This window comes from Pseudomonas asplenii, from assembly GCF_900105475.1.
GTDB lineage: Bacteria > Pseudomonadota > Gammaproteobacteria > Pseudomonadales > Pseudomonadaceae > Aquipseudomonas > Aquipseudomonas asplenii.
This window is the reverse complement of record NZ_LT629777.1, coordinates 4,981,113-5,000,827: the sequence shown is the minus strand read 5'-3', so window position 1 is coordinate 5,000,827 and position 19,715 is coordinate 4,981,113. Positions and strand designations below refer to the sequence as shown.

Annotated in this window: 17 protein-coding genes; 11 read left to right on the top strand and 6 right to left on the bottom strand. The window is 62.2% G+C overall.

Going from position 1 to position 19,715, the window contains the following annotated elements; all coding sequences use genetic code 11:
- Positions 1-372: 372 nt before the first annotated feature.
- The 3 genes from BLU37_RS22090 (at position 373) to BLU37_RS22080 (ending at position 2,136) form a co-directional block, all read left to right on the top strand.
- Positions 373-822, top strand: a complete 450-nt coding sequence (locus tag BLU37_RS22090; RefSeq protein WP_010445715.1) for a hypothetical protein — start codon at positions 373-375, stop codon at positions 820-822.
- Positions 819-1,022 (top strand): hypothetical protein, encoded by a 204-nt coding sequence (locus BLU37_RS29560; RefSeq protein ID WP_090208890.1) that lies wholly within the window; start codon positions 819-821, stop codon positions 1,020-1,022. The genes BLU37_RS22090 and BLU37_RS29560 overlap by 4 nt, the downstream gene beginning before the upstream one ends.
- Before the next feature lie 103 nt (positions 1,023-1,125).
- Positions 1,126-2,136 (top strand): ABC transporter substrate-binding protein, encoded by a 1,011-nt coding sequence (locus tag BLU37_RS22080; RefSeq protein WP_010445717.1) that lies wholly within the window; start codon positions 1,126-1,128, stop codon positions 2,134-2,136.
- Between the two features lie 2 nt (positions 2,137-2,138).
- Here BLU37_RS22080 and BLU37_RS22075 read toward each other — a convergent pair whose 3' ends face one another.
- From BLU37_RS22075 to BLU37_RS22060, 4 genes are all read right to left on the bottom strand, one after another.
- Positions 2,139-2,906: an SDR family oxidoreductase gene (locus tag BLU37_RS22075; RefSeq protein ID WP_010445718.1), complete on the bottom strand. Its 768-nt coding sequence runs from the start codon at positions 2,904-2,906 to the stop codon at positions 2,139-2,141.
- 24 nt (positions 2,907-2,930) lie between these two features.
- On the bottom strand, positions 2,931-3,998 hold the full coding sequence (locus BLU37_RS22070; protein ID WP_090208887.1) for a phosphotransferase family protein: 1,068 nt from the start codon (positions 3,996-3,998) through the stop codon (positions 2,931-2,933).
- A 212-nt stretch (positions 3,999-4,210) separates the two neighbouring features.
- A complete protein-coding gene (locus BLU37_RS22065; RefSeq protein ID WP_090208884.1) occupies positions 4,211-5,110 on the bottom strand; it encodes a proline iminopeptidase-family hydrolase in 900 nt (299 codons plus the stop codon).
- Between the two features lie 89 nt (positions 5,111-5,199).
- On the bottom strand, positions 5,200-5,964 hold the full coding sequence (locus BLU37_RS22060; RefSeq protein WP_090208881.1) for a LuxR family transcriptional regulator: 765 nt from the start codon (positions 5,962-5,964) through the stop codon (positions 5,200-5,202).
- A gap of 170 nt (positions 5,965-6,134) precedes the next feature.
- Here BLU37_RS22060 and BLU37_RS22055 point away from each other — a divergent pair, with 170 nt between their 5' ends.
- From BLU37_RS22055 to BLU37_RS22030, 6 genes are read left to right on the top strand one after another with little or no spacing between them, the layout of a single operon-like run.
- Positions 6,135-7,028 carry a proline iminopeptidase-family hydrolase gene (locus BLU37_RS22055; RefSeq protein WP_090208879.1) on the top strand — a complete coding sequence of 298 codons (894 nt, stop codon included), beginning with the start codon at positions 6,135-6,137 and terminating at the stop codon, positions 7,026-7,028.
- Positions 7,025-7,972: an ABC transporter permease gene (locus tag BLU37_RS22050; protein ID WP_010445723.1), complete on the top strand. Its 948-nt coding sequence runs from the start codon at positions 7,025-7,027 to the stop codon at positions 7,970-7,972. Before BLU37_RS22055 ends, BLU37_RS22050 begins: the two co-directional genes overlap by 4 nt.
- Complete coding sequence (locus BLU37_RS22045; RefSeq protein ID WP_010445724.1) at positions 7,969-8,826, top strand: ABC transporter permease; 858 nt, start codon at positions 7,969-7,971, stop codon at positions 8,824-8,826. The genes BLU37_RS22050 and BLU37_RS22045 overlap by 4 nt, the downstream gene beginning before the upstream one ends.
- Positions 8,823-9,803 (top strand): ABC transporter ATP-binding protein, encoded by a 981-nt coding sequence (locus BLU37_RS22040; RefSeq protein ID WP_010445725.1) that lies wholly within the window; start codon positions 8,823-8,825, stop codon positions 9,801-9,803. Before BLU37_RS22045 ends, BLU37_RS22040 begins: the two co-directional genes overlap by 4 nt.
- Positions 9,800-10,813, top strand: a complete 1,014-nt coding sequence (locus tag BLU37_RS22035) for an ABC transporter ATP-binding protein (RefSeq protein WP_090208876.1) — start codon at positions 9,800-9,802, stop codon at positions 10,811-10,813. The genes BLU37_RS22040 and BLU37_RS22035 overlap by 4 nt, the downstream gene beginning before the upstream one ends.
- Entirely contained in the window at positions 10,810-12,345 is a 1,536-nt protein-coding gene (locus tag BLU37_RS22030) for an ABC transporter substrate-binding protein (RefSeq protein ID WP_010445727.1), read from the top strand. The genes BLU37_RS22035 and BLU37_RS22030 overlap by 4 nt, the downstream gene beginning before the upstream one ends.
- A 73-nt stretch (positions 12,346-12,418) precedes the next feature.
- Here BLU37_RS22030 and BLU37_RS22025 read toward each other — a convergent pair whose 3' ends face one another.
- Entirely contained in the window at positions 12,419-12,736 is a 318-nt protein-coding gene (locus tag BLU37_RS22025; protein ID WP_010445728.1) for an SCP2 sterol-binding domain-containing protein, read from the bottom strand.
- A gap of 57 nt (positions 12,737-12,793) precedes the next feature.
- Positions 12,794-13,504: a histidine phosphatase family protein gene (locus BLU37_RS22020; protein ID WP_010445729.1), complete on the bottom strand. Its 711-nt coding sequence runs from the start codon at positions 13,502-13,504 to the stop codon at positions 12,794-12,796.
- 206 nt (positions 13,505-13,710) lie between these two features.
- Here BLU37_RS22020 and sohB point away from each other — a divergent pair, with 206 nt between their 5' ends.
- Complete coding sequence (gene sohB, locus BLU37_RS22015; protein WP_010445730.1) at positions 13,711-14,739, top strand: protease SohB; 1,029 nt, start codon at positions 13,711-13,713, stop codon at positions 14,737-14,739.
- A 128-nt stretch (positions 14,740-14,867) separates the two neighbouring features.
- Entirely contained in the window at positions 14,868-19,712 is a 4,845-nt protein-coding gene (locus BLU37_RS22010; RefSeq protein ID WP_090208873.1) for an NEL-type E3 ubiquitin ligase domain-containing protein, read from the top strand.
- The last annotated feature ends 3 nt before the right edge of the window (positions 19,713-19,715 follow it).

Here is a 19,715-nt window from a genome sequence, read left to right as displayed (position 1 = left end):
AGTGACAGGCCGAGGTGTTCTAAAATCGCTGTGGTTCCCCGCTATGTGTGGTTTCGGGGGACTTTTAACCAGCACGTCGGAAACTGCGTTTTTTCCAGAAAGGAACCTCCGTAACTTCAGCCTGGCGCTTGTTGGCGACAGAGGCATGCGGTGTTTTCCTTCACACTCTGATGATCATTCACAGAAGTCACAGACTTATTGATCCATTAGTCTTTCTGTGTTTTTACGCGACCTGCGCGGGGTCGAGGTGCAGTCGTCAGGGTTTCCAGTGAGTCAGCGTCGGTAACGGCGAATGTCTTGTGCTGCCCGCTCCGCGCAGGGTGGCTCCATTTTGGGTTTGAGGGCTTTTCGTTGGCAGTCAGTAATCTGGATATGCATGCGTTGTTCGTACTGGGCGACCTGCGGGCAAAACTGGTCAAACAGTTCCAATCACGTTTCGTCTACATCACCGAACAAACCGCCGAAGGCATCTACATCGCGGAAATCGACACTGAAACCGCAATGGTCGTCGATGACAAACAGCGTCTTGAACTGAAAGTCGGTGATCATTTTCGCGCGGCGGTATTGCCCAGTCGCGAAGGTGGAAAGTTCGATATCAAGTTCCGCGAAATCAAGCTGACGGTCTATGGGCTGGGTGATTACGCTTATGTCACCACCGAATTGGGACATGCCATTCTATTCAAGGAAGGGCATACCGTGGTGATGGTGTTCGCCGCCCACGAAGCGTTGCAGGAAGGCCTGACCAAGACCCTCAAGGATGTGACCAGGAAGGCGGCTAAGTGGCGCAAGGGCGAACTGACCTTCAAGGCCAGCGAGCAGTGAGCACTGGCAGGGCCGAATTTCACCAGCAGCACCTGGAGCGGGCTCGCAGCGAGGCCCGAAGCCTGTTCGAGCGCAAGCACGCTTTGCAGGGGGCTTGGCTGCCGTGGGTCGCTGCGCAGCTTTATGCGATGGCGCCGGCCGAGTACGCCAGTATGGTCCGGCGAGAGCTGCAGCAGCTTCAGATGCAAGGCTCGGAGTGAATCCAGTCTCGTCGTTCAAGGAACCTCTACTAAAGTCAGGTGACTGATTATTTCAGAGACTTTCGACGCACGTCGAAAGACGCCCAATGACCGAGGTGGAACCATGAAAGGATTTCGTGCGCTGTTCGCTGGCGCTCTGGCAGGATTTTGCGTTGCCTTCGCAGCCTTTCCGGTTCGCGCGGCGGCTCCGATTCACTTTGCCGATCTGAATTGGGAAAGTGGCAGCCTGATCACCGAACTGTTGCGTCATATTGTCGAGAAGGGCTACGGGCTGCCGACGGATAAGCTGCCGGGCACCACCGTGACCCTGGAAACAGCGCTGGCGAAAAACGACATCCAGGTGATCGGCGAGGAATGGGCAGGGCGCAGCCCGGTCTGGGTCAAGGCCGAGGCGGCAGGCGAGGTGCTGGCGGTCGGGGATACCGTCAAGGGCGCGACCGAAGGCTGGTGGGTGCCGGAGTATGTGATCAAGGGCGATGCCGAGCGGGGCATCCCGCCGCTTGCGCCGGACCTGCGCAGCGTCGAGGATCTCAAACGCTACCCGGCGGTGTTCGCCGATCCCGAGGCGCCCGGCAAGGGACGGTTTCTCAATAGCCCGATCGGCTGGACCTCCGAGATCGTCAACCAGCAGAAGCTCAAGGCCTATGGCTTGAGCGACAGTTACGTGAATTTTCGCAGCGGCTCCGGCGCGGCGCTGGATGCCGAGATCACCTCGTCGATTCGTCGTGGCAAGCCGATCCTGTTCTATTACTGGTCGCCGACGCCGTTGTTGGGCAAGTTCAAGCTGGTGCAATTGCAGGAGCCGGCGTTTGACGCCGAAGCCTGGAAGACCCTGACTGATGCCGACAATCCCAACCCCAAGCCGACCCGCTCGCTGGCGTCCCGGTTGAGTATCGGCGTGTCGACGCCTTTCAGGCAGCAGTATCCGCAGGTAGTGGAGTTCTTTGCCAAGGTCGACCTGCCGATCGACCTGTTGAACCGGGCGTTAGCCAAAATGAGCGAGGAACGCCTGCCACCGGATCAGGTGGCGCGGGCGTTTCTCAAGGACAATCCGCAGGTCTGGCAGGCCTGGGTACCTGCGGATGTGGCGCAGAAGGTGACGGACAGCCTGTAGGATCAGGAGAGGAAACCACCGTCGACATTCAGCGCCACGCCGGTGGTGTAGCTGGAAGCGTCGCTGGCCAGGTACAGCACGGTGCCGGCCATTTCGCTCGGGTCGGCCACGCGCTTGAGCGGGATCTGCTGCAGCGCGGTCTTGAGGATCGTATCGTTCTTGACCAGCGCCGAGGCGAACTTGGTATCGGTCAGGCCCGGCAGCAAGGCGTTGCAGCGGATGCCGAACTGCGCACACTCCTTGGCGAAGACCTTGGTCATGTTGATCACCGCCGCCTTGGTCACCGAATAGATGCCCTGGAAAATGCCCGGGGTCACGCCGTTGATCGAGGCCACATTGATGATGCTGCCGCCACCGTGCTCGCGCATCAGCTTGCCGGCTTCCACCGACATGAAGAAGTAGCCGCGAATATTCACGTCGACGGTTTTCTGGAAGGCGCCGAGGTCAGTGTCCAGTACGTTGCAGAACTGAGGGTTGGTGGCGGCGTTGTTGACCAGGATGTCCAGGCGGCCGAACTGCTCGCGAATGCCGGCGAAGACCTGGCTGATCTGCTCCATTTCGCCGATATGGCAGGCGATGGCGGTGGCCTTGCCGCCGTCGGCGATGATCGCGTCGGCTACTTGCTGGCAACCTTCGATCTTGCGGCTCGAAACGATCACGTGGGCGCCCTGTTGGGCCAGCAGCCGGGCGATGGCTTCACCGATGCCACGGCTGGCACCGGAAACAAAGGCGATCTTGCCGTCGAGGTCGAACAACTGAGTCTTGGACATGGTTTTTCCTTGTTGTAGTCGCGATCAGAGGCTGGATTTCTGAATGACCTGCAGGCTCATCTGCTCCAGCAGCTTGTTCATGTGAATGAACTGTGCGAAGCGTTTGTCCTGGGTCTGGCCGTGGTAGAAGCGGTAGTAGATTTGCTGCACGATGCCGGCCAGGCGGAACAGGCCGTAGGTGTAGTAGAAATCGAAGTTGTCGATCGCAAGACCCGCCCGTTCGGCGTAATAGTCGACGAACTGGCGGCGGGTGAGCATCCCGGGGGCATGGCTGGGCTGGCGGCGCATCAACTGCACCGGTGCCGGGTCGTCGGCTTCGATCCAGTAGGCGAGGGTATTACCCAGGTCCATCAGCGGATTGCCCAGGGTGGTCAGTTCCCAGTCGAGCACGCCAATGATCTGCATCGGGTTCTCGGGGTCGAGGATGACGTTGTCGAAGCGGTAGTCGTTATGGACGATGCTTGACGTCGGATGGTCGGCTGGCATCTTGTCCCTGAGCCAGGCCTTGACCGCTTCCCAGCGTGGCGCGTCCGGAGTCAGGGCCTTTTCATAGCGTTCGCTCCAGCCACGGATCTGGCGCTCGACATAACCGTCCGGCTTGCCCAGGTCGGCCAGGCCGCAGGCGTTGTAGTCGACGCGATGCAACTCGACCAGGCGGTCGATGAAGCTCTTGCACAGGGCTTCGCTGCGGGCAGCGTCGAAACCCAGCTCTGGCGGCAGTTCGGAGCGCAGGATAATCCCCTTGACCCGCTCCATGACGTAGAACTCGGCGCCGATCAGGCTTTCGTCGGTGCAATGCACGTAGGCTTTCGGGCAGTAGGGGAAGCCGTCCCGGAGCTGGTTGAGAATGCGGAACTCACGGCCCATGTCGTGGGCTGACTTGGCCTTGTGGCCGAACGGCGGGCGACGCAGAACGAACTCCTGGCCCGGGTACTGGATCAGGTAGGTCAGGTTCGAGGCGCCGCCGGGAAACTGGCTGATGCTGGGCTGGCCGTTGAGGCCGGGGATGTGGGCCTTGAGATACGGAACGATCAGGGCCGCGTCGAGTTCTTCGCCAGCACGGATGTGAGTGGACTGGTCAGTAAGCGCCATGCTTATCCCTTCTACTTATTCTGGAGGCCAGAGATTATTGGCTAATCTAATACTCGTCCCGCAGGGTCACAAGCGTGACCCGACCTTATAGGTCTGGGTGTTGCAGGATGATCAGCGTTCCTGATGCGTGAGCAGGAAATGCAGCGTAGCCGAAAAAGCCCGGTCTGAATCAGACCGGGCAGTTCTGCAGGAGAAGGGAGGGAAACCGCGGATCAGAGGCTTTCGTCGAGGAACTGCAGGACCGTACCCATGCACGCCTGGCGCTCTTCGACATGGGGCATGTGGCTGGAGTCCTCGAACAGCGCCCAGCGTGCACCGGCGATGTTCTCGACGTAGGGTTTGACCACTGCTTCGGTCGCTTCGTCGTGACGACCGGAAATGACCAGGGTCGGCACCTGGACAAGGTGCAGGCGGTCGATGATGGTCCAGTCCTTGAGTGATCCGATGACGTGGAATTCGGTCGGGCCGCTCATGGTGTGATAGACGGTCGGGTCCGCATCGACCTGGGCAAAGGTCCGGGCCACTTCTTCCGGCCACGGGCTGATGCGGCACACGTGGCGGTCATAGAACACCCGTGAGGCCTCGATGTATTGCGGATCGTTGTAGGTCCCGGCCTGCTCATGTCTGAGCAGCGCCTGCTGGACGGCGGGCGGCAACTGTTCGCGCAGGCGGTTGGCTTCGCTGACCCAGGTGCGCATGCACGAGGGGGAGTTGGCGAGAATCATTGCCTTGAGCCCGGCCGGCTGGCGTACCGCGTGTTCGCTGGCAAGCATGCCGCCCCAGGACTGGCCGAGCAGCACATAATGCTCGCGGATGCCCAGATGATCGAGCAGGTTGTCGAGTTCGTCGAGAAACAGCTGGACGCTCCAGAACGTCGGGTCCTGGTGGGGCAAATGGGTGGATTTGCCGTTGCCCAGCTGGTCGTAGTGCACCACCGCGTGGCCGCTGGCGGCGATGTCCTTGAAGGCGTCGACATAATCATGGGTACAACCCGGGCCTCCGTGGAGAATCACCAGGGGTGTGCGGCCGTTGGTCAGGTCGCCGGTCACGCGATACCAGGTCTGGTAAGGACCGAAGCTCGCAAAACCTTCATCTATTTCTTTGAATTCCATCTCACCAGACTCCCTGTGTGCGCGATACAGGAGACGATAGCGAAACTGGTCGACCGGCATAACTAGATAAATTGATAGGTTTTGCCGGTTCAGATGTCCAGCAGGCGATAATGTGCGGCGCGCAATACCGCCTGCACGCGGTTCTTGGCCCCCAGTTTGTGCATGGCCGACGCCAGGTGCAGGGTCACGGTCGCCAGCGAGCGGTGCAACTGCTCGGCGATGTCCTTGGCAGTCAGGCCTTCGGCGGCCCATTGCAGGCATTCACGCTCGCGCCGGGTCAGGTGGATATGGGGGTAGCGGTGCATTTCAGGGCTGAACAACGGGTAGGCAGCTTCCTGTAGTGCGTGGGAAATAACACTGAAGTCTGTCAGGGCTTGCTTGGCGTCCTTCAGGACAGAGTTACTGTTGCCTGTACGTAATCCTGTCAGCGAGGCAAATCCGCCTTTTGGCAGGTGAATCGGCACGCTGACGCCGCAGGTCATCTGCCGGTCGTGCAGGTAGCTGGTCACGGGGGAGTGGCGTTGGTCGATGACCTTCTGCAAGGCGGTCTCGGCCTGGGGGCGATAGGACCAGACAAACGGCGAGGCACTGTTGAGTGCCAGATGTTGCACCGGATCTATCTGGTAGAAGCCGTGTTCGCACCACAATGAGTGCCAGTCCGAAGGCGTGTTGCGCACCTTGAGCAGCGACGGGGTGATCAGGCTGCCGTCGTGGGCCAGCGGTACCGGCGTGTAGTCGTACACCAGGGCGTCGAAGCCCAGGTGGCCGGCCATGACCAGTGCATTATCCATCAGCTCATCCATTGTGCTGCCGGATAAACTGCGGGGATCGACCTCCGCGAATGTGCTCTGCATCCTTTGCTCTCCTGAATAAATTTCAATCCTGAAATCAAGCAAGTAGAATGCCACGCCGCGGCGAGGGACAGCCAGACCAAACCTATAAGAATTGCTAGCTTATGGGCGCGGAAATTCCCCGCTAGGGTGAAGCCGAAAGGCTACTACAGCCTGCAACAGGGAGAGCGGCAATGTGGTACGAGCTGGAACCGGATCAGCGTTACACCCTTGAAGTCGATGGCCACAGTGTAGTCGTTTACAGTTACGGCAGCGGTGACGAGGTGTTGCTGTGCCTCAATGGCGGTCCGGGGCTGCCCTGTGACTACCTGCGCGATGCCCATGCCTGGCTGAAGGAAAAGGGCCTGCGGGTAGTGGCTTTCGACCAACTGGGCACTGGCGCGTCCGCTCGGCCGAGCGATCCGAAACTGTGGGATATCAGCCGTTACGTTGCCGAGGTCGAGCACGTGCGCCAGGCATTGGAACTGGGCCGCGTGCACATGCTCGGGCATTCCTGGGGTGGCTGGCTGGCCATCGAGTACGCGATCCACCATCCGCAACACCTCAAGACCCTGGTGCTGGAAAACACCGTCGGCGACATCCCGCACCTGACCGGCGAACTGGAGCGCCTGCGCGGTGCCCTGGGCAGCGAGACGGTGGCGATGATGCAGCGCCACGAGGCCGAAGGGACTTTAGACCACCCGCAGTATCAGGCGGCGATCACCTTGCTCAACTATCGCCACGTCTGCCGTCTCGACGAGTGGCCGGCGCCGGTGCAGCGCTCCCTGGGCGACTGGAACATGGAGCCCTACGAAACCATGCAGGGGCCCAACGAATTCCTGTATGTCGGCAACCTCAAGGACTGGAATCGCATCGAGGAGATGGCGGCCTTCGAGATGCCGGTCCTGATCACCACCGGCCAGCACGATGAATTGACCCCGGCCTGTGCCTATCGCATGAAGCGGGCGCTGCGCGATGTCGAACTGCATGTGTTCCCCAACAGCAGCCACATGCCGTTCTACGAGGAGCCCCAGGCCTACTTCCCGGTCCTGCTCGACTTCCTGCAGCGTCACCGGGGCGTTGCATGAACCTGCAGCGCTACCGTTTCATCCTGACCCGGCCGCTGCAATTGCTGCCGGTGCTGTTCGGTATCAGCCTGGTGACCTTTGTGCTGATCCGCTCGATTCCCGGCGATCCGGCGCGGGCCCTGCTGGGCTCGCGCACCACGCCCGAGGCGCTGGCGAATATCCGCGCGCAGTTCGGCCTCGACCAGCCGCTGGTGCTGCAGTACTTCTATTTCCTCAAGAACCTGCTGCAGGGCGACCTGGGGCAGTCGATCCAGTACCGGGTCGATACGCTGAAGCTGATCGCCACCCGTATCGAGCCGACGCTGACCCTGGTCCTGGGCAGCGTGGTGCTGGCCCTGCTGATCGCGATTCCGCTGGCGACCCTGGCCGCCCGGCACAAGGGCGGCTGGCTCGATAACCTGGTCCGGCTGTTCACCACCAGTGGCCTGGGGGTGCCGGCGTTCTGGCTGGGCATCATGCTGATCCTGGTGTTCAGCGTGCAGTTGGGCTGGTTTCCGGTGACCGGCTACGGTCGTACCTGGCTGGACAAGTTGCACCACCTGACCTTGCCGTGCCTGACCATTGCCCTGGCATTGTCTTCGGTGCTGATCCGCAACCTGCGCGCCAGCATGCTGGCCGAGCTGCAGGCCGACCATGTCACCGCCGCCCGGGCGCGCGGCCTGTCCGAAGCCGCGATCCTGCGTCGGCATGTGCTGCCCAATGCCCTGGTGCCGACGGTCAACCTGTTGGCGGTGAACATCGGTTGGCTGATCAGCAGCACGGTGGTGATCGAAAGTCTGTTCGCCATTCCGGGCATTGGCCAGTTGCTGGTGCGCGGGATCTTCGGGCGTGACTACATGGTGGTGCAGGGCGTGGCGATGGTCCTGGCGCTAGCGACGGTGGTGGTGAATTTCCTCGCTGACGTGGCGACGGTGGCTATCGATCCGCGGGTGCAGGTTCGATGAGCCGTGCAGCGGCGATGACGCCGCATCGGCCGTTGCTTCGCCTGCGTCTTGGCAATGGCCGACTGGCGATGTACCTGGGCCTGGCGATCCTCGGCGGCTGGCTGGTGCTGGCACTATTCGCGCCGTGGATCGCGCCGTACGATCCGATCCTGCAGAACACCGAGGTGCGCCTGCTGGCGCCCAGCGCGACACATTGGTTCGGTACCGATCATTTTGGCCGGGACGTGCTGTCACGGGTGATCTGGGCAGCTCGGGTCGACCTGCAACTGGCCGTGCTGGGGGTGATCTTCCCGTTCCTGATCGGCACCGTGATCGGCGCCTTGTGCGGTTACATCGGCGGTCGCTTCGATACCCTTTGCATGCGTCTGATCGATATCGTCCTGGCCTTTCCATTCCTGGTGTTGATGCTGGCGATCATGGCGATCCTCGGCCCCGGCCTGACCAGCTTCTATGTCGCCATGGCCCTGGTCGGCTGGGTCTCCTATGCACGGTTGATCCGCTCGCAGATCCTGATCCTCAAGCACAGCGACTTTGCCCTGGCGGCCAAGAGCCTGGGCTTCGGTCACGGGCGCATCCTGTTCCGGCACCTGCTGCCCAATGCGCTGTTCGGTTCGGTGGTGTTCGCCATGTCCGACGCGGTGTTGGTGCTGCTCAACGGCGCGGCGGTGAGCTATCTGGGCCTGGGCGTGCAACCGCCGACGGCGGAGTGGGGCACCATGGTTGCCGAGGGGCAGAGCCTGATGACCAGCGCCTGGTGGATCTGCACGTTTCCGGGGATTGCCATCGTCACCCTGGCCATGGGCTTCAGCCTGCTGGCAGACGGTGTCGCCGAAGCCATGGGAGCACGCACATGAGTTCGCCGGTATTGCAGGTCCAGGACCTCAGTGTGGTGGCCCACAACGGTGCCGCGCCACTGACGTTGGTGGATCGCCTGTCGTTCGATCTGGCCGAAGGCGAAATTCTCGGTCTGGTCGGTGAAAGCGGTTCGGGCAAGACCCTGGCCTGTCGGGCGCTGATGCGTCTGCTGCCGTCTGGCAGCCTGCGGGTCACCGGGACGGCCGTGCGCCTGGCCGGGCAGAACCTGCTGGCGCTGGACGAACAGGGCATGCGCAGCATGCGTGGTCGGCAGATCGGCATGGTGTTCCAGAACCCCAGCAGTCACCTCGATCCGTTGATGCGTATCGGTGAACAGATCGCTGAAGGCATCCGCCTGCACCAGCAGTGTTCGCGTCGCGAGGCGCGCGCCCAGGCCATCGACGTGCTGCGCCAGGTGGGCATTCCCGATCCGCAGCGCCGGGTCGACAACTATCCCCACGAATTTTCCGGTGGCATGCGTCAGCGGGCGATGATCGCCGTGGCCCTGGGCTGCGAGCCCAAGGTACTGATCGCCGATGAGCCGACCACCGCCCTCGATGTGACGGTGCAGGCGCAGATCCTGCGGCTGTTGCTCGACCTGCGCGACCAGCGTGGCTTGTCACTGATCATGATCACCCACGATCTGGGCGTGGTGGCGCAGACCTGCGACTCGATCGCCGTGATGTATGCCGGTCGCCTCTGTGAACACGGCGACAAACGCGAACTGCTGGCTCGGCCCCGACATCCCTATACTGCAGGGCTGGTGGACTGCCAGCCCGCCGGTGGCGCCAGTCAGGAGCCGTTGCGCACCATTGGTGGGCAGCCGCCCCTGTTGGGTGCGTTGCCATCGGGCTGCCGCTTCAACCCGCGCTGTCAGCAGATCGGGGCGCAGTGTCGCGAGGCGCTGCCGGATTTGCTGACCATCGGACCGGGGCAGCGGGTCGCCTGTCATTACCCGTTGGGAGTCCCTTCATGAGCCTGCTCGAAGTCAAGGATCTGCACGTGCGCTTCGCTGCCCAGGGCAGCGGCCTCTTGGGCATCCGTCGGCAGTGGGTGCGGGCGGTCAATGGCGTATCCCTGAGCCTGGCAGCGGGCGAGGCGCTGGGATTGGTTGGTGAGTCCGGCAGTGGCAAAAGCAGCCTGGGCCGGGCGATCCTGCGCCTGAGCGATATCGCGGCAGGCCAGGTGCTGTTCGACGGCGTGGACATCGCTCAGGGCGGCGCCATCGAGCTGGACCGGCTGCGCCACGAAACCGCGATGATCTTCCAGGATCCTTACGCCGCGCTCAATCCGCGCCTGACTATTGGCCAGACCCTCGCCGAAGTGTTGCAGGTGCAGCGCAAGGTCGCTCCCGAGCGGATCGCTGCGCGGGTCGAGGAGTTGTTGACCCTGGTGGGGCTGCGTCCCGAGCTGGCCGGGCGCAAGCCGAGCAGCCTCAGTGGCGGGCAGTGCCAACGGGTCGGCATCGCCCGCGCCCTGGCGGTGGAACCACGGCTGATCGTCGCCGACGAGTGCGTGGCGGCGCTCGACGTGTCGATCCAGGGGCAGATCGTCAACCTGCTGCTGGAGCTGCGCCAGCGCCTGAACCTGTCGATCCTGTTCATTGCCCACGATCTGGCGATCGTCCGGCGCCTGTGCGACCGGGTGGCGGTGATGTACCTGGGACAGATCGTCGAAGAGGGCAGTGTCGAGGCGGTCTTTGGTGCGCCACGCCATCCTTATACGGCGGCGTTGATCGACTCTATTCCCGATATCGACCCCGAACGCCGTCTGCCCGTCGAACCCTTGCCCGGCGAGCCGCCGAGCCCCTTGCATGCCCCCAGTGGCTGCGCCTTTCACCCACGCTGTCGCCTGGCCCGGCCGACGTGTGCCGAGGCGCCGCCGCCGACCCATCAGCTCGAACACCAGCGCTACAGCTGTGTGCTTGAGCAACCGCTGTCGCACATCCCAACCCCAACATCGATTGACAGGGAGTTATACGCATGAGATCCAGACACTTCAAATTGTTGAGCGCAGCCACCCTGGCCGTCTGCTCGCTGGCGGCGGGCGTGGCGCAAGCCGCGGGCGTGCTGACCATCGGTTGCCGGGAAGACAGCACCACCTTCGACCCGATCAAGAGCGCGCAAAACCGCGATACCTGGGTATTCGCCAACGTCTATGACACCCTGGTCCGCGTCGACAAGACCGGCACCGAGCTGCAGCCTGGCCTGGCGCAATCCTGGTCGGTTTCGCCGGATGGCCTGGCCTACACCTTCAAGTTGCGCGCGGCGAAGTTCTCCGATGGTTCACCCATCACTGCCGACGACGCAGCCTTCAGTCTGCTGCGTATCCGCGACAACAAGGCTTCGCTGTGGAGCGACTCCTTCAAGCTGATCGACAAGGCCGAGGCCAAGGACCCACAGACTCTGGTGGTGACCCTCAAGACGCCGTCGACCCCCTTCGTCTCGCAACTGGCTTCGCCAACCGCCTCGGTGCTGTCGCAGAAGGCCATCGAGAAGATGGGCGAGGACGCCTATGCCGAGAAGCCGGTGGTGTCCGGTGCCTTCACCGTGAAGGAATGGATCCGTGGCGACCGCGTGGTGCTGGAGAAGAACCCGGACTTCTGGCAGGCCAGTACCGTCAGTCTGGATGGCGTGGAGTGGATCTCCATCCCGGATGACAACACGCGCATGCTCAAGGTCAAGGCCGGTGAGCTGGATTCGGCGATTTTCGTGCCGTTCTCGCAGGTCGATGCCCTGCAGAAAGACAAGAACGTGGTGGTGCACCTCGACCCGTCGACCCGCGAAGACCACCTGCTGATCAACCACACCCACGGCGAACTGGCCAAGCAGCCGGTCCGTGAAGCCCTGGACTACGCCATCGACAAGAAGTCGCTGGTCGATACCGTGACCTTCGGCAAGGGCACCGTAGCCTATTCCTACATCCCCAAGGGCGGTCAGTACCACTACGCGGATAACCTGCAGCGCCCGTACGATCCGGAAAAGGCCAGGAAGCTGCTGGCCGAGGCGGGTGCCACCAACCTCAAGCTCAACTATGTGGTCAACGCCGGCAACGAGGCCGACGAACAGATCGCCGTGATGGTCCAGCAGCAACTGGCCAAGGTCGGCGTCACCGCCAACCTGCAGAAGGTTGACCCGACCCAGAGCTGGCAGATGCTGATCGACGGCGCCTATGACCTGTCGGTGATGTACTGGACCAACGACATCCTCGATGCCGACCAGAAGACCACCTTCGTGCTCGGCCACGATACCAACAACAACTACATGACCGGCTACCGCAACGAGAAGGTCAAGGCGCTGGTGGCGGCGGCACGTATCGAGAGCGATCCGGCCAAGCGTCAGCAGATGTACATCGATCTGCAGAAAATGGCCAAGGCCGACGTCAACTGGATTGACCTCTACTACAGCCCGTACATCAATATCTCGCGCAAGAACATCGAGAACTTCCAGCAGAACCCGCTGGGCCGTTTCTCGCTGGAAGAGACCGTGAAGAAGGACGACAAGGTCGCCAGCAACTGATCGGCGAGCTTGGGTAAAACGCAAAAGCCAGGGAAATCCCTGGCTTTTGTCTTGAAGCGTCGTGCGGGCGGTATCAGACCGGGAACAGCTCGCTCAGCTTCATCGAGAGCATCATGTCGCCTTCGACGCGCAGCTTGCCGCCCATGAACGCCTGCATGCCGTCGGTTTCGCCGGTGGTCAGGCCTTTCAGGGTTTCGCTGTCCATGATCAGGGTCACGTTGGCGTCGTCGTTCTTGCCTTCTTCCAGTGCGCAGGTGCCGTCCTTGACGATCAGTGCGTAGGATTTGTTTTCGTCGGTGATGTCAAAACCGAAAACCAGGTCCAGGCCGGCGGCGGCAGCCGGGTTGAACTTGGATTGCATTTTTGCAACGGCGTCAGCTACAGAGGTCATGATTCGATCCTTTTATGGGTGATTACAGCGACCCCAAGGGTCACGGTTGGCCGGTTCTCAACGGAAGGTGATGAGTTCCGGCGCCTTCAGCAGTTGCAAGTGGGTCTGACTGTTGAAGGAAGCCAGGGTCACCTCGCGGCCACGGAACTTGAGCTGGTTGAGCGAGGTGTTGACGATTTGCCAGTTCAGCTCGAAAGCCTGCCTGGCGGGTATCCGGGTGATCAGGTGGAGCAGGGCGGTGATGGTGCCGCCAGAGGTGAAAACGGCAATACGCTGGGTATTGTCGGCCTGTTCCAGGATGCGTTGCAGGCCGCTGTTGACCCGTTCGACGAAGCCCAGCCAGCTTTCCAGCCCCTCAGGGTCGTGGCTGCCATCGAGCCAGCGTTCGATGATCCGGGCAAAGATGCGTTGGAATTCGCCACGGTTCTGCGCCGCGTTGCGCAGAATGTGCAGGGCTTCGGGCTCGTCGGGCAGCATGGCGGGCAACAGCGCGCGGATCACGGCTTCAGCATCGAACTCATTGAAGGCCGCATCGGTCTCCAGCGTCGGAACCGGTAGGCCGACGTTGGCGAACTGTTTCAGGGCGAGCGTGGCGGTGTCCTGCTGACGGCGCAGGTCGCCGGCCAGGCAGCGATCGAAGTTCAGCCCCAGTTCGGCCAGATGCTGGCCGAGGATCTGCGCCTGGCGCATGCCAACCGGCGAGAGGACGTCATAGTCGTCCGCGCCGAAGGAGGCCTGCCCATGTCGAATCAGATAGATGCTGCCCACGTCCGCGTCATCCCGGTACGTTGAAGTTCTGGCGAGGTTATGAGGATGCCGGAAGCCTGTCAATGAAAAAACATACGCTCGTTTGAAATGTTTGTTAGAGACTTGTATCGCACCGTGACGGCGGCTGGCCGCAGGGCGGTCCCGACGGTATGCTTGGAGCGTCAAGCCGCCGGAACCGGGGCTGTCTGTATTTTTAAGGAGCTATCGTGGAGTTTCTCTCCGAATACGCCAGTTTTCTGGCCAAGACCGTCACCCTGGTCATCGCGATCATCGTGGTGCTGGTGGTTGCGGCGTCATTACGCAGCAAAGGTCGACGCCGGTCTGCCGGCCAGTTGCAGGTCAGCAAGCTGAACGAATTCTACAAGGGCCTGCGTGAGCGCCTGGAGCAGACCCTGCTCGACAAGGACCAGCTCAAGGCGTTGCGCAAGGAACAGGGCAAGGACGACAAGAAACAGAAGAAGCACAAACAACCCCAGGCCAAATCCCGCGTGTTCGTGCTGGACTTCGACGGCGACGTCAAGGCCAGCGCCACCGAGAGCCTGCGCCATGAAATCACCGCGCTGCTGAGCCTGGCCACGCCCAAGGATGAAGTGGTGCTGCGCCTGGAAAGCGGCGGCGGCATGGTCCACAGCTATGGCCTGGCGTCCTCGCAACTGGCGCGGATCCGCCAGGCCGGGGTACCGCTGACCATCTGCATCGACAAGATCGCCGCCAGTGGCGGCTACATGATGGCGTGCATCGGCGACAAGATCATCAGTGCGCCGTTTGCCATACTCGGTTCCATTGGCGTGGTCGCCCAGTTGCCCAACGTCAACAAGCTGCTGAAGAAGCACGACATCGACTTCGAGGTGCTCACCGCTGGCGAATACAAGCGCACCCTGACCGTGTTCGGCGAGAACACCGACAAGGGCCGGGAGAAGTTCCAGCAGGACCTGGACATTACCCATCAACTGTTCAAGAACTTCGTGGCCCGTTATCGCCCGCAACTGGCGATCGACGACATCGCCACCGGCGAGGTCTGGCTGGGCATCGCCGCGCTCGACAAGCAATTGGTCGACGAACTGCGCACCAGCGACGAGTACCTGGCCGAGCGTGCCAGGAACGCCGAGCTGTTCCACCTCCACTATGCCGAGCGCAAGAGCCTGCAGGAGCGTGTCGGCCTGGCCGCCAGTGCCTCCTTTGAGCGTGTGTTGCTCGACGGCTGGCATCGCCTGACCCGTCAGCGTTTCTGGTAATGCCCTTCGGTGCCCTGGCGACTGACAGCATCCGTTGTCAGCCGCCAGGGCGCCAGCGATAAGTACGCCCTACGACCACCAGGCACTCAATACGCTGGAGCCTTCAAAGGATATCCAGGTCGTAGGTCATGGTAGAGATAGGTTTCACGGTCGAACGCGCCACGCAGGCAGAGTTGGGCGTGCACTTCGACACGCTCAAGGAAAAAATTCCCGCTTGGCTGTACAAGGCCAGCCCCACGCTGCGCCAGGCGTTTCGCGAGCACCTGCTGGCACTGGAAACCGCCAGGGATGAGGTGCAGAGCGTATTGGCAGCGCTGCAGAGTGTCGAAAAGTTTTGCCAGCCGCTCCTGGTCCAGGCCCTCGAAAATTATCACAATGGTGGCGTGGACCTGCCTGCCAGCCAGTTCGTCAGGATCGATGCGACTTACCTGTCCAGCCTCTTCGGCGACAAGGTCTATACCTTCGTGCATTCGCAGACCTTGCTCGAGGCGGCGTTGCAGAACTTCGAGGCAAGCGAAGCCGTACCGGGGGCGCTCAGTGGCAAAAGTATCCTCAGGTCTCCACGGCAAGCCTTGGACCCGAGGCTGTCGCTTGCGCCGGAAGCCTTTGCCCGAATCTGCCGGACCCTCGACCTGGGACGTCTTTACCAAAACCATATCGACAGTGTTTTCAATCCGCCCAGCCCACCGCATGCCGCGACGACCCGCTCGGTAAAAGCGTGTTTTGTCGACTATTACAAGCGCATGCTGACGGTGCACGCCGATCTTGCCCATCTGACGGGAGATATTTCGGCGGAGATCCGCGACCTGTTGCTGGGACTGGTCAATGGCCACCCAGACCTCATGCTTCAAGGTAAACCGGTCCATTGCAGTCGGATGCGGATACTCGACATCGAGTCCAGTGGCTGGGTCGTGATCGGGGCCGGCCTCACCGACCGTTCGGAACAGCCCTGTATTGCCTATATTCCCGGTGATCCGGACGGCTCCTTGAAGTACTACAGCCGGTTTCTGTTTTTTGAGCATGCCCTGACCCTGAAATTGCGCAAGCCCTCCTACCGGGAATTCTTCAGTCGCTTTATCCCTGAAGAGCACCGCGTGCGCTTTTTGCACGATCTGGCGGGCCAACTGTTGCCTGAGCAACGAGGATGGCCGCCGCTGCCGCCGCTGGCCCAGTACCTCGAACTGCGTGAAATACCGGTCGGTGGTGACCTGTTCGAGGACTTTCACCAGCAGCGTTACCAACAGATCAAGCGTCACGCCCGACAACTGGTGGTGCCCACCGCCTATGTCGATGCACGGTTGCGCCAGGCGCGGCTCGACAGCTACCGCGAGGCCGGCCTGAACCTGCTGGTATTGGCCTTGTCGTTCGTGCCGGTGGTGGGCGAGGTCATCATGGCAGTGTCGGTGGTGCAACTGCTCAAGGAGGCCTACACCGGCTTGCATGCCTGGAATGTGGGGGAGCGACACGACGCCATCGTTTACCTGATGGATGTGACGGAAAACGTTGCCATGCTGGTTGCTGGCAGCGTGGCGCTCAGCGCTGGCCGGGCGTTGCTCAAATCGATCAAGGCACCGGCTTCGGTCGATGCCCTGCTTCCCGTCGAGGTCGATGGGCAACGGCGACTCTGGAAGGCCGACCTGGCGCCCTACGAGCGCGATATCACCTTGCCGCCGGAGCGGGTGCTCAATGAGCAGGGCCTCTACACCTTCGAGGGCCGGCACTATCTGCCCCTGGAAAACAGGCTCTATGAGGTCGCCCATGACAGTGCCCGCCTGCGATGGCAGATCGAACATCCAGGCGGCGCGGGCTTCCACGCGCCAGCGTTGCGACACAACGGCATCGGTACCTGGCAGGGGCTGCATGAGCGGCCGGCAGAGTGGTCCGGCAAACAACTGCTGCGCCGGCTCGGGCGACCGGTGGTGGGATTGGGGGAAAATCGGCTGCGCCAGGTCTGGCAGCTTCATGGTGCTGCAGAAGATGCCCTGCGCCAGACCCTGGTGGACAACCAGCGAGCGCCGGCCTTGCTGCTCGATACGCTCAAGCGATTCAGAATCGAGCAGAGCATCGAGCTGTTCATCAATGAAGCGCCGACACTTCGGGTGCGAACACCGGAGCAGGGCGACCTGCGTCTGCGCCTGCTGACGTCATTGCCGGACTGGCCGGAAAACCACGTTGTCCAGCTGTTCGGCGCCCAGGGCGAGCTGCTGGAGGAATATGGCCAGCGAACCGCACCGCAGTTCTCGTCGTTGCGTCTGAGCGAAGCACAGCTCAGCTCGGGCGATTCGCTTGAGCTGCCTATCGGCATGCTCAGCGCGTCCGAGCGCCGGGCGATATTGGGTGCGGACCTCACGGATGACGCCGAGCGGCTGCGGGTGCTGGAGCAACGGCTGCAACAATCGGCTGCACAGCGCCGGCAATGGTTGTTCGACACCCTGTACGCGGCCAGCGAAAGGTCCGACGATGCACGGGTCCGGCGTATGCTGGAGAGCTTTCCCAGCCTGCCCGTCAGTGCCGCCGAGGAGATAATCGCCAACGGCCGCAGCGCTGAACTGGAACTGCTGAATGAGCGAATTCCACTGCGGTTCTCCGAAGAGGCCGCCTGGTTCATCAAGCAGGTCAAGCTCAACCGTGCCTGTGAAAGCTGGTACATGACCAGCCCGGCGGACCCTCAAGCCGATCAGTTGGCGTTGCAGACGCTCGGGCGGCTGCGGGGGTGGTCGAAAGACCTGCGTATCGAACTGCGCAAGCAGCGGATCATCAGCGATCTCGTCGCGGCGGTCGGCCCTGAACACGCGTCCACGCTGCGCCTGTTGCTCAAGGTCGGCCATCGGTACACGGCCATCGACAGTTCGGGGACGATTCTGGGGGCCGCGCAGAATCTTTTCGACGCCCTGGTTTTCGCCTTGCCGCAACCGGTTCGTGAGACCTTGGGCAGTGGGGTGAAGATCGATGGCAACTGGCTCAAGGAACAATTGGTCGAGCAGATCGGTCGCGACCCCGAGGCCGCCCAGCGGGCCCTGGGCATGGTGCCGTTCAATCGGCGTTTCCACCCGCCGATGCGCCTGGCCTCGGGCCGTATCGGCTACCCGCTGAGCAACCGCAGCGAAATCATCGACCATACCGAGCAACTGGTTCATCGCGTGCAGGCATTGTATCCGGGGCTTTCCGGTGATGAGGTGAGCCGCTTCATCACCTCGCTCGATCTTTCCGCCCCCGCCTGCCTGGTGGAACTGGAACGGCGGCGTGCGGAATATGAATCCTTGTCCAGCACCCTGGACAATTGGGTACAGCGCCCTACGTGGCGCCGGGTGCGCGGCACCTTGCAGGTTGCTCCCGTGGTCATGGACAACAAGCGGCGGGTGGCCGAGGCGATTCTGGCCTGCTGGCGCCGGCAGACACCGAGCAGCCTGTTCGAAGGGCGGCTCTTTTATGAAATGAACCTGCTGGGGATGCGCGTCGGCGACCTGCCGCCGATCACCGCCGATTTCAGCCACGTGGGGTTTCTGTTCATGAACGACATGGGCGTCAGCCTCACCGAGTTGTCGTTTCTGGGTCACTTCCGGCAACTGCGCTGGCTGTCGCTGGGGTTCAACCAACTCGACGCGCTGCCCTCGGCACTGACGCAGATGCCCGAACTGGTTCACCTGCATCTGCAGGGCAACCAGATCGTGATGAATGCCCAGACCAGCAGCCTGCTGGCCCGGCTGACCCGGCTGAAGTTTCTCAACCTTTCGGACAACCCGTTGGGGCTGCCACCCTACGTCGGCGCCATGCCCGACCTGGAACACCTGCTGTTGCGCCATACCCGGATCGAGCACTGGCCGGATGACCTGGCGCGGTTATCCCGCTTGCAGCGGGTGGATCTGCGCGATAACCGGATCGCGACGATTCCCGAGTCCGTCTATCAAAACCCCGTGGCGATCAACCGGGCCATCCACCTCCATGACAACCCGACGCTGTCGCCCGCGGACATGTCGCGTCTGCAACGCTACGAGCAGGAAACCGGGATCAACTTCGGTATCGATACGCCGACCCGTCGACGGGTTCGGCTGATGCATCGTACCCCTTCGCTGCAGGAATACGATCGTTGGGTCGAGGGCGTGCCGGCCGGGCTGGGGACAGAGAAGGAGCAGCAATGGCGGCTGCTGTTCCGCCAGCAGGGCGCGGGCGATTTTTTCCGGGTGCTGGCGGATCTGGCGGCCACGGCCGAGTACCGCGAGGCCCGCCAGGCGCTGAGCCAGCGTGTGTGGCAGGTGCTGGATGCGGCCAGCCGCCATAGCGGCCTGCGGGAGGAACTGTTCGTTGCGGGTGGGCATCCGCAGACCTGCTCCGATGGCGTGGAATTGGTCTTCAGCGACATGGAGGTCAAGACCCTGGTCAGCCAGGCCAGGGGCATGGCTGAAGGGCGCCCGGAGACAGTCGAGTTGAACCTGTTGAAGCTGAGCAGGGGGCTCTGGCGTCTGGATGAGGTGGAGACGCTGGCACAGGCCGATGTCGAGGCGCGGCTGAAGGTGCCGGGGGCGCATGTCGACCCACTGGAGGTCCGGCTGGCCTACCGTATCGGCCTGGCCGAACGACTGGGGTTGCCAGGCCAGCCGGCGTACATGACCTTCACCGAGATGGCCCAGGTAACGCCGCAGGACCTGGATGCCGTCTATGCCAAGGTACTGGCCCGGGAGAAAACCCCGGCCTATGTGCGGTCCCTGGCCGCGCGGGAGTTCTGGGGCGACTATCTGCAGGAACGTTATCCCGAACGCTTCGAGGCGATCAGCACGCAGCACCAGGAGGCGGTGGAGGTGCTCGATGCCCAGCGTACCGAACACCACGACCCGGCCTGGCATGAGTTCATCAACGTCGAGCTGGAAACGCAGATGGGCGAGCAGCTCAAGGCCTGGCGCGAGGCGCGACGTGTGGAACTGGAGAGACTGACCGAGGAGATACTGGTCAAAACGCCAGAGGCGGACTTGGAGTAACGC

What these genes read in the sequence shown, in the direction of transcription:
- BLU37_RS22070 (WP_090208887.1), bottom strand. Translation starts at nt 3,998, where the DNA reads ATGGCGCTTACTGACCAGTCCACTCACATCCGTGCTGGCGAAGAACTC.
- BLU37_RS22065 (WP_090208884.1), bottom strand. Translation starts at nt 5,110, where the DNA reads ATGGAATTCAAAGAAATAGATGAAGGTTTTGCGAGCTTCGGTCCTTAC.
- BLU37_RS22060 (WP_090208881.1), bottom strand. Translation starts at nt 5,964, where the DNA reads ATGCAGAGCACATTCGCGGAGGTCGATCCCCGCAGTTTATCCGGCAGC.
- BLU37_RS22050 (WP_010445723.1), top strand. Translation starts at nt 7,025, where the DNA reads ATGAACCTGCAGCGCTACCGTTTCATCCTGACCCGGCCGCTGCAATTG.
- BLU37_RS22080 (WP_010445717.1), top strand. Translation starts at nt 1,126, where the DNA reads ATGAAAGGATTTCGTGCGCTGTTCGCTGGCGCTCTGGCAGGATTTTGC.
- BLU37_RS22010 (WP_090208873.1), top strand. Translation starts at nt 14,868, where the DNA reads ATGGTAGAGATAGGTTTCACGGTCGAACGCGCCACGCAGGCAGAGTTG.
- BLU37_RS22040 (WP_010445725.1), top strand. Translation starts at nt 8,823, where the DNA reads ATGAGTTCGCCGGTATTGCAGGTCCAGGACCTCAGTGTGGTGGCCCAC.
- BLU37_RS22055 (WP_090208879.1), top strand. Translation starts at nt 6,135, where the DNA reads ATGTGGTACGAGCTGGAACCGGATCAGCGTTACACCCTTGAAGTCGAT.
- BLU37_RS22075 (WP_010445718.1), bottom strand. Translation starts at nt 2,906, where the DNA reads ATGTCCAAGACTCAGTTGTTCGACCTCGACGGCAAGATCGCCTTTGTT.
- BLU37_RS22090 (WP_010445715.1), top strand. Translation starts at nt 373, where the DNA reads ATGCATGCGTTGTTCGTACTGGGCGACCTGCGGGCAAAACTGGTCAAA.
- BLU37_RS22035 (WP_090208876.1), top strand. Translation starts at nt 9,800, where the DNA reads ATGAGCCTGCTCGAAGTCAAGGATCTGCACGTGCGCTTCGCTGCCCAG.
- BLU37_RS22025 (WP_010445728.1), bottom strand. Translation starts at nt 12,736, where the DNA reads ATGACCTCTGTAGCTGACGCCGTTGCAAAAATGCAATCCAAGTTCAAC.
- BLU37_RS22030 (WP_010445727.1), top strand. Translation starts at nt 10,810, where the DNA reads ATGAGATCCAGACACTTCAAATTGTTGAGCGCAGCCACCCTGGCCGTC.
- BLU37_RS22045 (WP_010445724.1), top strand. Translation starts at nt 7,969, where the DNA reads ATGAGCCGTGCAGCGGCGATGACGCCGCATCGGCCGTTGCTTCGCCTG.